Raw genomic sequence first — 12201 nt, forward strand, 5'->3', positions numbered from 1 at the left:
GCGGCGTAGTGCGCCTCGGCCTTGTTCACCTGCGACTGCGTCACCAGCGCCATCGAAACGCCCAGGGCCAGCGCGACGGTAACCAGGCATGCGATCAAAAGCCAAGTGTAGGGACTGGTCTCGCGCGCGCGCTCGAAGATCGACATGTTCTCGTTCCTTGGGCCCACGCCGAAAGCGCGTGGAATGGAACAAGATGTTGCAGGGGCTGGCCCGGCGACGCACCGCCGCCCCGGCCCGACCCGATGTAGGACCGGGCCGAAGCCGCGGTTCAGGCTTTCGGAAGGGTGACGCCGCGCTGCCCCTGGTATTTGCCGCCCCGGTCCTTGTAGCTGACCTCGCAGACCTCGTCGCTCTCGAAGAACAGCACCTGGGCACAGCCCTCGCCGGCGTAGATCTTGGCGGGCAGCGGCGTGGTGTTGCTGAATTCGAGCGTGACGTAGCCTTCCCATTCGGGCTCGAAGGGCGTGACGTTGACGATGATGCCGCAGCGCGCATAGGTGCTCTTGCCGAGGCAGATAGTCAGCACGTTGCGCGGGATGCGGAAGTACTCGACCGTGCGCGCCAGCGCGAAGCTGTTCGGCGGGATGATGCAGCTGTCGCCGTGGAAGTCGACGAAGCTCTTCTCGTCGAAGTTCTTCGGGTCGACCACGGTACTGTGGATGTTGGTGAAGACCTTGAACTCGGGCGCGCAGCGGATGTCGTAGCCGTAGCTCGAGGTGCCGTAGCTGATGATCTTGTGGCCGTCCTGCTCGCGGATCTGGCCCGGCTCGAAGGGCTCGATCATGCCGTTCTTCTCGGCCATGCGCCGGATCCACTTGTCGCTCTTGATGCTCATGTCGGGGTCCTTCCTCGGGGTCGCTATTCTAAGGAGGCGAAAGAGACGCCCAGGCCGGCGCCGGGCCGCCCCAAGGCGGCCTGCGGCCCCCTTGGGGGGCAGCGACACACGAAGTGCGGAGCGTGGGGGCCTACCCACTCTGCGAAATCACGGTGCGCTCGATCAAGCGGTCGTCGCCCAGCACGATCAGCGAGAACAGCAGTTCCTCGAGGCTGTTCGCCAACCCGGTCTTGCGCGCCAGCAGGGGCGTCGCCTTCGGATCGATCACCAGGAAATCGGCCTCGCAGCCCGGCTGCAGGTTGCCGATGACGCCATCGAGTCCGAGCGCCCGCGCCGCGCCTCCGGTGTGGCGCCACCACAGCTGCGACGGCGGAATGCTGATGCCGGGCTTGGTCTGGCCCTCGCGGCCCACGTAGTAGGCCGCCATCATGGTCGCGAAGGGGCTGAAGCTGGTTCCGCCGCCAACGTCGCTGGCCAGCCCGTAGCGGTAGCCGATACGATCGGCACCCTCAAAGTCGAAGAAGCCGCTGCCGAGAAACAGGTTGCTGGTGGGGCTGACGGCCGAAGCTGTGCCGGTGTCGCGCATCAAGCGCCGGTCGTCGTCGTCGAAATGGATGCAGTGGGCATAGACGGCCCGCTCGCGCATCAATCCGAAGCCGGCGTAGACGTCGAGGTAGGAGCGGGCCCGCGGGAACAGCTCGCGCGCCCACTTGACCTCGTCTTTGTTCTCAGCGACGTGCGAGTGGATCCAGGTATCGGGATACTGCGCCGCCAGTTCACCCGCGCCGCGAAGCTGCGCATCGGTGCTGGTGGGAGCGAAGCGAGGGGTGATGGCATAGCCCAGGCGGTCCCGGTTGTGCCATTGCCGGATCAGAGACTCGGTGTCGATCAGGCTTTGTTCAGTTTCGTCGCATACTCCCTCGGGCGAATGCCGATCCTGCAATACTTTCCCAGTAATCATGCGCAACTGCCGCCGTTGCGCCGCCTCGAAGAAGGCCTGGACCGACTGCGGATGCGACGTGGCGAAGGTCAGGGAGGTGGTGACGCCGTTGCGCATCAGCTCGTCGAGGAACACCTCCGCCACCTCGGCCGAATGGGCCGGGTCGGCAAAGCGGCTCTCGGCCGGAAAGGTGTAATTCTCCAGCCAGGGCAGCAATCCGTCGGACGGCGAGCCGATGATGTCGGTCTGCGGAAAGTGGATGTGCATGTCGACGAAGCCGGGCGCCAGGATCCGGCCCGGCCAGTGCGTGACCGTCGTGCTGGGATGTCGGGCCGCCACATCGGCGAACGCGCCCGCATCCTGAACCCGGTGCCGCCCCTGGGCATCGGGGCCGACCACCAGCAGGCCATCGGTGTCGAAAACCGGCTGGCCGGCGGTGTCGAATCGCAGAAGAGAGGCTCGGTAGGCGCGCATGGCACGGAGAGTAAGCCAGCCGCGGCGGTATGCAATGTGCTTGCGCATATGAAGGCTATATGTCACGAACGAATCGCCCCCCGTCCATGGGTCCTGTGTCGGCAAAGCGGCTGCTCGAACATAATCCGGCGCAACCTCCATTCCCGTTGCACGATGACCTCTCACGACCCCAGGTAGGCCGGCCGCCGATGAAAGTGCTTCTCGTCGCGAACTACGAGCCCGACGCCCAGACCAGCATGCTCGCCTTCCGGCGGGTGCTCGAGCGCGAACTGCCGCGCCTCGGCTGCGAGGTCCGCGTGATCGCTCCGCCTGCGCGCATGCAGCGCTTCGCGAGTTCCTGGCGCTGGCGCAAATGGTTCGGCTACGTGGACAAGTTCATCCTCTTCATCCCTTCCCTGGTGCGCCAGGCGCGCTGGGCCGACGTGGTGCATGTCACCGACCATTCGAACGCGCTGTACATCCCTTGGGTCGACGGCAGGCCCAATGTCATCGCCTGCCACGACGTGATCGCGGTGCAGGCGGCCCTGGGGATGGTCGACGGCTGGGACGTCGGCTGGAGCGGCCGCCTGTTTCAGCGCCTCATCGTGCGCGGGCTGGCGCGCGCCGACGTCATCGCCTGTGCCTCCGACCTGACCCGGCGCGAGCTGCAGGCCCTGGACGTCGCCGAGACCTCGAACGTGACGATCGCGCGCCACGGGCTGAACGACGACTTCGCCCCCCTGGCGCCCGAGGAGGCGCAGGTCCTGCTGGCGAAACTCGGGCTCTCGGCACAAGAGCCCTACCTGCTGCATGTTGGCCTCGATCTGCCCCGCAAGAACCGGCGACGGGTACTCGAGGCCTTCATCGCGCTGCGCGAACGGGCCGCCGCGGCCTCCCGGCCGGCCCTGGTCGACCGGCTGGTATTCATCGGCCCCGGGCTCGACCCGGAACTCGAGCAGCTGGCCCAGAGCCACGGCGTCGCCGACCGCGTCACGACCCTGCAGGGGATCTCGCACGCGGAGATCCGCGCGGCCTACGCCGGCGCGACGGCCCTGCTCTTCCCCTCGCTTCAGGAAGGCTTCGGTTGGCCGGTGATCGAGGCACAGGCCTGTTGCTGCCCGGTATTCACCTCCGACCTGGCGCCGATGAACGAAATCGGCGGCGACGGGGCGGTCTACGTCGACCCCAAGGATCCGGTGGCGATGGCCGAGGCCATCGAGCGGGCAACACCCCATCTGGACGAGCTCCGTCGCAAGGGGCTCGCCAACGCCGCGCTCTACACGCCGGGCCAGATGGCCGCGGCAAACGTTGCGGCCTACCGGCTGGCGCTCGACAAGCGCAAGGCGACGCCATGAAGCGGCTGGCGGCACTCGCGGTCGTGTTCCTCCCCTGGCCGCTGAAGCGTCGGGTGCTGCGCCGCTTCTGGGGCTACCAGATCGCGGACAGCGCCCGCATCGGCCTGTCCTACGTCTTCCCGGGCCACCTGTCGATGGGCGAAGGCGCCTACATCGGCCACCTGAACGTCGCCATCCACCTTGAACGGATGGAATGCGGCGCGCATTCGATCATTGAGCGCTCCAACTGGATCACCGGCCATAGCCTGGCCGGCCGGCACTTCAGACACCGGACCGGGCGCGACCCGGCGCTGCTGCTCGGCGAGCATGCCGCGATCACCAAGTCGCACATCATCGACTGCACCGACAAGGTCGAGATCGGTGCCTTCACCACCATCGCGGGCTATCACTCGCAGTTGATCACGCACGGGATCAACGTGGTCGAGGGCCGACAGGACTGCAAGCCGATCCGGATCGGCGCCTACTGCCTGGTCGGCACGCGCGTCACGGTGCTGGGCGGCGCGGCGCTGCCGGACCGCTCGGTGCTGGGCGCCGGCTCGGTCCTCAACAAGGCCCATACCGAGGAGCATGCGGTGTACGCGGGGCAGCCGGCCGCCAAGGTCAAGGACCTGGACCCCGAGGCCGCCTACTTCCACCGCAAGAGCGGCTTCGTGCACTGATCCTTTCCAGACCTCCGGCAGCGGCGCGGCCGGCGCAGCCAGGCCCGTTCGTGAAACACCGCGGAACCGGCTTCGCCGGGCCGCTGGTGTTGCCCCCGGTAGGGGGTGGGCGCCCGGACACGAAGTGCCGGGCAACCTGGGGGCGAGCCTATTTCTTGCCTTGCACGCCTTCGGCCAGCCAATTGATGTTGAGGATCTGCTCGTCGCTCAGGCTCTGGCCCTTGGCGATGACGACGCGGCCCTCGTTGTCGCGCACGTCGCTCACGGCCTGGAACGGCTTCAGCTTGCCGGCGGCGATGTCCTGCTGCCGCGCCATCACCTCGTCCTGCACGGCCTTCGGCACCTTCGAGCCGAAATCGCCGACGCGGATCATGCCTTCCTTGACGCCGCCCCAGACGTTGCCGCTCTTCCAGCTGCCGTCGAGCACGGCGCGGGCGCGCTTCGTGTAGTAATCGCCCCACTGGTGCGTGACCGCGACGACCTGCGCGTCGGGCGCGACCTTGCGCATGTCGGAGTGATAGGCGATCGCCAGCTTGCCGCGCTCCTGCGCCGCGGCCATCACGGCGGTCGAGCCGGTGTGGAAGGCGATCACGTCGACGTCCTGGTTGAACAGGGCCATCGCGGCCTCGCGCTCCTTCGGCGGGTCGAACCAGACGTCGAGCCAGACCACCTTGACCTGCGCCTTCGGGTTGACCGAACGCATACCCAGCGTGAATGCATTGATGCCCTGCAGCACCTCGGGAATCGGAAAGCCCGCCACGTAGCCGGCGACGTTGGTCTTCGTCATCCGGCCGGCCGCGATGCCCGCGAGGTAGCGGCCTTCGTAGTAGCGCGCGTTGGCGGTGGCGACGTTGGGCGTGGTCTTGTAGCCGCTGATCGATTCGAACTTCACGTCGGGAAAGTCGCGCGCGACCTTCAGCGTCGGCTCCATGTAGCCGAAGCTCGACGTGAAGATCAGCTTGTTCCCCTGCTGCGCGAGGTCGCGGATCACGCGCTCGGCGTCGGCGCCTTCGGCCACGTTCTCGACATAGGTGGTCTTCACCTTGCCGCCCAGCGCCGCCTCGACGGTCTTGCGTCCGTTCTCGTGCTGGCGCACCCAGCCGGCATCGGTGACGGGCGCGACGTAGACGAAGCCGATCTTCAGCGGATCGGCCTTCGGCGCCGGTTGGGAAAAAGCTGGGAGAAAGAAACAAGCGGCCGCGAGCGCAGCTGCGAGGTTTTTATACATGGTAGTCCTCTACATGGCCCCGGAAAGAAAAACGGCGCTGCGGGGCAGCAGCGCCAACGCGTGATTTTACCGGGACTGCATCGCCACGCCCTCTTGCACCGCTTCGCGCAGCAGGTCGGCCAGCCGCGCGACGTGCTGCTCCGGTTCGGCCTGCGCGCGGTACATGCCCAGCGTCATCGGCGGCAACGCCGGCAGGCCGATGATGCTGCCGTCGAACGGGCGCACGTGCGGCGGCAAGCCGAAGGCCGTGAGCGCGGACAGCCCGAGCCCGGCTGAGGTCGCGGCCCACAGCGCCGAGAGGCTGGAACTCGTGAACGCATGCCGCCACGGAATGCCCGCGCGGTCGAGCGTGGTCGTCACCGTCTCGCGCAGGGGGCAGGACGCATCGAGCAACACCAGCGGCAAGGGCTCGCGCGACGGGCGCGAACCGGGCTGGCGGCCTTCGGTCCACCAGCGCGCGTCGTCGAGCACATCCGATTCAGCGGGCCCGACCCACTGCAACGGGAGCCGCACCAGCCGCTCGCCGTGCGGCAGCGCCGCGCCGCCCGCGGCACCCTTGATCTCCCAGATCAAGGCCAGATCGAGCTGGCCCAGTTGCAGCCGCTCCCGCAGTTCGGCACTGCGCGCCATCCGAGCCTCGATGAGCACCTTCGGATGGGCGCGCGAGAAACGGCCAAGCACGGCAGCCAGCACGGATTCGCCGAGGTTTTCCTGCATGCCGAGACGGACCCACCCTTGCAGGTCGGCGCCGCGCATCGCGGCAGCAGCTTCCTCGTTGATCGCCAGCAGGCGGCGCGCATAGGCCAGCATGGTCTCGCCGGCGTCCGTCAACTGCAGGCCGCGCCCGGCCTGGGACTCGAGCTTTTTCAACTGCGCGCTGACGGCCGAGGTCGAGCGCCCCAGACGGTCGGCGGCGCGAGCGAAGCTGCCCAATTCGATGCCGGTCGAGAAACTGCGAAGCACGTCGAGATCGAAGATCACCTGGGCCATGCAATCATCCTGTTTCTTGGGACTACGGCTCGATTATTTTCTGATTTTCAAAATCGTTCCAGTGGCCAATACTGGCCTCACCATGCAACAGCCCTCCCCCTGGTTCGGCGCCATCGCTGGAAAGTCCTGGCGGCCGGCGTCGCGGCCAATGCCGCCTTCTCCGTTGCCTTCAGCGGCTCCCGATGACCGCCGTCGTGATGCGCTCGGGCTACCGGCTCGACAACGCCGCCCTGGGCCTGGTGCTCGGGCTGATGGGGCTGGGCATCGCGATCAGCGAACTCCCCTGGGGCCTGCTGACCGACCGCTCGGGCGACCGGCCGGTGCTGCTGGTGGGTCTCGGCAGCACCGCGATCGCACTGATCGCGATGGCACTGTTCGCGGCGCCAACGCCCGGGCACATCCCCGGCCTGGCCTGGCTCGGCACCGGTTTGCTGCTGGTCGGGTTGCTGGGCGGCAGCGTCAACGGCGCCAGCGGTCGCGCCGTGATGGGCTGGTTCGCCGAGGGCGAGCGCGGACTCGCGATGAGCATCCGGCAGACCGCCGTGCCGCTCGGCGGCGGCATCGGCGCGCTGCTGCTGCAGATGGTCGCGCTGCATGCCGGCTTTGCAGCGCTGTATGGCCTGCTGGCCGCCCTGTGCGCGCTCAGCGCCTGGCTGGTCTGGCACTGGGTCCATGAGCCGCCCGCTGCGCCGCGGACACCCCGGTCCGCCAGCGCTCCGGTCGCACCGCGCCAGGGCCCGCTGCGCGACGCCCGTGTCTGGCGCATCGTCGCCGGCATCGGCATCCTGTGCGCGCCGCAGTTCGCCGTGCTGTCCTTCGGCACCGTCTTCCTGCACGACTTCGGCCGCGCCGGTTTCGCGGCCATCACCGCCGCGATGATGGCGGTGCAAATCGGCGCGATGGCGATGCGGGTGTGGAGCGGCCGCTGGACGGATCGCCGCCAGAACCGGCCTGCCTATCTGCGCGCCTGCGGCGCCTTGAGCGCGGCGCTCTTCACAGGGCTGGGCATGGCCGCACTGGCGGCCGGCGGCGCGGCCGCCCCCTCACCCGCGCTGCGGGCCGTGCTGATCCTGCTGCTGATCGCCAGCGGCATCTGCGTCTCGGCGTGGCATGGCATGGCATGGCGTGGGCTACACCGAACTGGCCACGCTGTCCGGCCCGGCCCGCGCCGGCACCGCGCTGGGGATGGCGAACACCAGCGTGTTCGCAGTCTGCTTCCTCACGCCCCTCTCGATTCCGCATCTGCTGGCGTGGCAGGGCTGGCCGCTGGTGTGGTTCGCAGCCGCCGCCTGCGCGATCGCGGCGCTGCCGCTGCTCGCGCGCGCGTCTCGGAAAGATCCGATTCAGGCAAAGGTGTCGAACACGGCGTTGAGCCGGTCGACATAGGCGCGCTTCGTGGCCGGATCGACGAAACTGCCCTCGAAGCTGTTCGCCGCGAGCTGCCACGCATGCTGCGCCGTAAGGCCGGTCGCGGCGAAGGTCTCGATGAAGTTCTGGTTCATGTAGCCGCCGAAATACGCCGGGTCGTCCGAATTGACGGTGGCGACCAGGCCGGCATCGAGCAGTTCGCGCAGGTTGTGCTGGCGCAGGTCGGGGAACACGCAGAGCTTGAGGTTCGACAGCGGACACACCGTCAGCGGAATGCGGTCCTGCGCCAGCCGCTTCATCAGCGCGGCGTCCTTGGTGCTTTGCACACCGTGGTCGACGCGCTCGACCTTGAGCACGTCGAGCGCGCTCCATACATAGGCCGGCGGACCTTCCTCGCCCGCATGCGCGACGAGGTGGAAGCCCAGTTCGCGGCAGCGCGCGAACACGCGCGCGAACTTCTCGGGCGGATGGCCGAGCTCGCTCGAATCCAGGCCGACGCCGATGAAGCGGTCGCGCAAGGGCAAGGCCTGCTCGAGCGTCGCGAAGGCGGCCTCCTCGCTCAGGTGGCGCAGGAAGCACAGGATCAGGGCCGCGTCGACGCCCAGTTTTGCCTTGGCGTCGACGCAGGCGCGATGCAGGCCGTCGATCACAGTCTGCATCGCGACGCCGCGTTCGGTGTGCGTCTGCGGGTCGAAGAACATCTCGGTGCGCACGACGTTGTCGGCCGCCGCCCGCTCCAGGTAGGCCCAGGCCATGTCGTAGAAGTCCTGCTCCTTCAGCAGCACGCTGGCGCCGGCGTAGTAGATGTCCAGAAAGCTCTGCAGATTGGTGAAGGCGTAGGCGGCACGCAGTTCCTCCACGCTGGCATAGGGAATGGCGATGCCGTTGTGCTGCGCCAGCGCGAAGATCAGCTCAGGCTCGAGCGACCCTTCGATGTGGATATGCAGTTCGGCCTTGGGCATGGCGCGCAGCAGCGCGGGCAGGCGGTCGGCGGGGACGTCGCGGACGGTGCGTTGGGGAATGTTCATCAGCAGACTCCGAAGGTGATGCCGCTCATTTTGAGGTGGCGGCGATAGAGGGACGAGGCCTTGTCGGCCACGGTATGAAGCTCGGCCCGGAGATCGAGCGGCAATCGCCTGGGGCTTTGCGATTCGAGCACCGGCTTGTCCTGCAGGAAGATGGTGTCCTGGAAGGCACGCACCGAGGCCTCGTCACGCCCGAAGTCGGAGGTGGCGAAGCGGAACCAGACCCGGCAGCGTTCGGCGTCGATCGGGCAGATCTGGATCGCGATCGATTCGCGGTAGCCCTCGAGGCCGACGCTCACGGCCTCGGGGACCTTGATGAGCACCGCGGCATAAGGCGCCGTGACCTCGTAGCTGTACTCGACCTGCGCCGGCGCGGTCGAGTTGACCGTCGACTGCGGCTGCCATGCCTTGCAGCCGGTCGCGCGCAGGCCATCGGGCGTGGCCTCGACCCGGTAGTCGTCGATCACGGCCATATGGCGCGCCCCGAGCCAGCCTTCGTGCACGAAGCCGAAATGCGCCATGTCGAGGAAGTTCTCGACCAGCCGGGGGGCGCTGGTCTCGACGTCGTAGGGGCCGCAGCTGATCTTGCGCATGCGCGCGTCGTCCTCGGCCGCAAAGGCGGGCAGCGGCGCATCGCCATCCCCGTCGAGCCGAACCCACACCAACCCCTGGGCCTCGACGGCGGCATGCGTCATGGCCCGGTGCGTGGCCGGAGGCACGAACCCGGGCAGCGCCGGCACCTGGGTGCACCGGCCGCCGGGCTCGAAGCGCCAGCCGTGGTAAGGACATTCGAGGACGGCACCCCCGTCGCAGGCCACGACGTGGCCGAGCGAGAGTTGCGCACCGCGATGCGGGCAGCGGTCGGCCCAGGCATGGACGGCGGCGGCGCCATCGCGCCACAGCACCAGGTTCTCGCCGAGCAGGCGCACGGCCAGCGGCGAGGCTGCGAGTTCCTCGGCCAGCGCGACCGGATGCCAGAGTTGTCTTTCGATCATCGTCGTGGGAGCCGAAACGAAAAAGGGTTGCCCGAGGACAACCCTTCGCACCGGAAATCCGGTTCGTCGTCTTACTTCTTGTCGCCGCCAGGCACCTTGCCTTCGACGCCCTTGACGTAGAAGTTGACGCCGCTCAGGAACTTGTCGTCGGCCACCGTGCCGGCGGCCACCACTTCCTTGCCGTCCTGGTCGACGATCGGGCCCTTCCAGATCGAGAAGCTGCCGTCCTTGAGGCCCTTCTTGACTTCATCGACCTTGGCCTTGACCTCGGCCGGGACGTCCTCGGCGATCGACACCAGGTCGATGGCGCCTTCCTTGACGCCCCACCAGGTCTGGCCGGTGGTCCACTTGCCATCCAGCATGTCCTGGGTGGCCTTGGTGTAGTACGGCGTCCAGTTGATGACGGCCGAGGCCAGGTGGGCCTTCGGGCCGTAGGCGGTCATGTCCGAATCCCAGCCGAAGGCGCGCTTGCCCTTTTCCTGGGCGGTCTTGAGCACCGCGGGAGAGTCGGTGTTCTGGAACAGCACGTCGGCGCCGCCGTTGATCAGCGCGGTGGCGGCTTCGGTTTCCTTCGGCGGGCTGAACCATTCGTTGACCCACACCACCTTGGTCGTGACCTTCGGGTTGACCGACTGGGCGCCCAGCGTGAAGCTGTTGATGTTGCGCAGCACTTCGGGGATCGGCACCGAGCCGACCACGCCCAGCGAGTTGCTCTTGGTCATCGAGCCCGCGATCACGCCAGCCATGTACGCGCCTTCGTAGGTGCGGCTGTCGTAGGTGCGCATGTTCTCGGCCGTCTTGTAGCCGGTGGCATGCTCGAACTTGATGTCCTTGTTGTCGGCCGCGACCTTGAGCATCGGCTCCATGTAGCCGAAGGTGGTGCCGAAGATCAGCTTGTTGYCCTGGCTCACCATGTCGCGGAACACGCGCTCGGCGTCGGCACTCTCAGGCACGCTCTCGACGAAGGTGGTCTTGATCTTGTCGCCGAATTCCTTCTCGATCGCCTTGCGGGCGTTGTCGTGCGCGAAGGTCCAGCCGCCGTCGCCGACCGGGCCGACATAGGCGAAGGCGATGTTCAGCGGTGCTGCCGGCGCGGGCGCAGCGGCGCTCGGGGCCGGGGCGGCGGGCGCGGCGGCGGGTGCCGCGGCTTCTTCCTTCTTGCCGCAGCCGATGAGGGCGGCCGAAGCGACCGCGGTCAGGGCAGCCAGCTTGAGCAGGGAACGCTTGTTCAGGTCAATCATTGTTCGAATCCTCGAAGGACGGGTTGGCGGAGAAACAAAAGGAAACGCAATTATGAGCCGGGGTAGAAGGGTTTCCCAATCGAGGCCGGCATGTTGACACGGATAAACGCCGGGTTGCGCGAGATCAGGGCCAGCACCACGATCGGCGCGATGTAGGTCAGCATGCTGAGGAACTGGCTCGGGATGTTGACCCCCGTGCTCTGCAGGTGAAAGCCCAACATCGAGACGCCGCCGAACAGGTAGGCGCCGAGCAGCACCCGCACCGGCCGCCAGGTCGCGAAGGTGGTCAGAGCGAGCGCGATCCAGCCCCGGCCCGCGACCATGCCCTCGACCCACAGCGGCGTGTAGACCGTCGACAGGTAGGCGCCCGCCAGCCCGCACAAGGCACCGCCGACGATCACTGCCAGGAAGCGGATGCGGCGCACCGGGTAGCCCAGCGCATGCGAGGACTCGGGCGATTCGCCGACCGAGCGCAGCACCAGGCCGGCGCGCGTGCGGTAGAGGAACCAGATCAGGCCGATGGTCAGCAACACGGCGAAATACACCATCGGATGGTGGCGGAACAGGGCCGGGCCCACCAGCGGGATGTCGCCCAACACCGGCAGCGCGTAGGACACGCTCTCGGGCAGCTTGGCCTGCACGAAGTTGATGCCCGCGAAGGCCGAGAAGCCGACCCCGAAGAGGCTCAGCGCGAGCCCGGTCGCGTACTGGTTGGTGTTGAGCCAGATCACCAGCACGCCGAAGAAGGCCGACAGCAGCGCCCCGGCCGCCATGCCGGCCAGGAAGCCCAGCCAGGTGTTGTGCGTGACCACCACCGTGGCGAAGCCGGCGATGGCGGCGCACAACATGATGCCCTCGGCACCGAGGTTCACGATGCCGGCCTTCTCGTTGATCAGCAGACCCAGCGCGGCGATCGCGAGCACGGTGCCGGCGCTGAGCGTGGAACCCAGCAGGAGTGCGTAGTTTTCCATCATGCGGCTCCTTCCGTGGGGCGGGCAACAGGGGCCGTCAAAGGTGTGCTGGCTTGCAGCGACCCGGTCCCCTCGGTCGAGGCGACGGTCCTGGCCGCCGACTTGCGCTTGATCCGGTAGGCGATCAGCGTGTCGCAGGCC

General features: G+C 67.7%; 10 protein-coding genes and 1 pseudogene. 3 read left to right on the top strand and 8 right to left on the bottom strand.

Annotation, left to right across the window (positions count from 1 at the left end; translation table 11 throughout):
- Nucleotides 1-268: 268 nt before the first annotated feature.
- Both dcd and guaD read right to left on the bottom strand, forming a co-directional pair.
- Nucleotides 269-835, bottom strand: coding sequence for a dCTP deaminase (gene dcd / locus AC1DY5_RS22765; RefSeq protein ID WP_286371529.1), 567 nt, complete (start codon nucleotides 833-835; stop codon nucleotides 269-271).
- Between the two features lie 130 nt (nucleotides 836-965).
- Entirely contained in the window at nucleotides 966-2249 is a 1284-nt protein-coding gene (gene guaD, locus AC1DY5_RS22770; RefSeq protein WP_478115005.1) for a guanine deaminase, read from the bottom strand.
- Nucleotides 2250-2437: 188 nt separating this feature from the next.
- Between guaD and AC1DY5_RS22775 the strand changes: the two genes are divergently transcribed.
- Both AC1DY5_RS22775 and AC1DY5_RS22780 read left to right on the top strand, forming a co-directional pair.
- Complete coding sequence (locus tag AC1DY5_RS22775; RefSeq protein ID WP_478115007.1) at nucleotides 2438-3583, top strand: glycosyltransferase family 4 protein; 1146 nt, start codon at nucleotides 2438-2440, stop codon at nucleotides 3581-3583.
- A complete protein-coding gene (locus AC1DY5_RS22780; RefSeq protein ID WP_478115008.1) occupies nucleotides 3580-4242 on the top strand; it encodes an acyltransferase in 663 nt (220 codons plus the stop codon). Before AC1DY5_RS22775 ends, AC1DY5_RS22780 begins: the two co-directional genes overlap by 4 nt.
- A 148-nt stretch (nucleotides 4243-4390) precedes the next feature.
- On the opposite strand, the gene AC1DY5_RS22785 is transcribed toward AC1DY5_RS22780, so the two are convergent.
- A complete protein-coding gene (locus AC1DY5_RS22785; protein ID WP_478115010.1) occupies nucleotides 4391-5470 on the bottom strand; it encodes a BMP family ABC transporter substrate-binding protein in 1080 nt (359 codons plus the stop codon).
- A gap of 66 nt (nucleotides 5471-5536) precedes the next feature.
- Nucleotides 5537-6460 (bottom strand): LysR substrate-binding domain-containing protein, encoded by a 924-nt coding sequence (locus AC1DY5_RS22790; protein ID WP_478115012.1) that lies wholly within the window; start codon nucleotides 6458-6460, stop codon nucleotides 5537-5539.
- A gap of 99 nt (nucleotides 6461-6559) precedes the next feature.
- Here AC1DY5_RS22790 and AC1DY5_RS22795 point away from each other — a divergent pair.
- Nucleotides 6560-7846, top strand: a pseudogene (locus AC1DY5_RS22795) (MFS transporter).
- On the opposite strand, the gene AC1DY5_RS22800 reads toward AC1DY5_RS22795, so the two are convergent.
- From AC1DY5_RS22800 to AC1DY5_RS22815, 4 genes are all read right to left on the bottom strand, one after another.
- Nucleotides 7804-8856 (bottom strand): adenosine deaminase, encoded by a 1053-nt coding sequence (locus AC1DY5_RS22800; RefSeq protein WP_478115014.1) that lies wholly within the window; start codon nucleotides 8854-8856, stop codon nucleotides 7804-7806. The pseudogene AC1DY5_RS22795 and the gene AC1DY5_RS22800 overlap by 43 nt on opposite strands.
- On the bottom strand, nucleotides 8856-9848 hold the full coding sequence (locus AC1DY5_RS22805) for a Rieske 2Fe-2S domain-containing protein (RefSeq protein WP_478115015.1): 993 nt from the start codon (nucleotides 9846-9848) through the stop codon (nucleotides 8856-8858). The genes AC1DY5_RS22800 and AC1DY5_RS22805 overlap by 1 nt, the downstream gene beginning before the upstream one ends.
- A gap of 71 nt (nucleotides 9849-9919) precedes the next feature.
- The gene (locus AC1DY5_RS22810) at nucleotides 9920-11089 is read right to left on the bottom strand and encodes a BMP family ABC transporter substrate-binding protein (RefSeq protein WP_478115017.1); all 1170 of its coding nucleotides are present in this window, start codon (nucleotides 11087-11089) and stop codon (nucleotides 9920-9922) included.
- 50 nt (nucleotides 11090-11139) lie between these two features.
- Nucleotides 11140-12060, bottom strand: coding sequence for an ABC transporter permease (locus AC1DY5_RS22815; RefSeq protein ID WP_478115019.1), 921 nt, complete (start codon nucleotides 12058-12060; stop codon nucleotides 11140-11142).
- Nucleotides 12061-12201 lie beyond the last annotated feature (141 nt).

Source organism: Variovorax sp. P4_D9 (genome assembly GCF_056401695.1).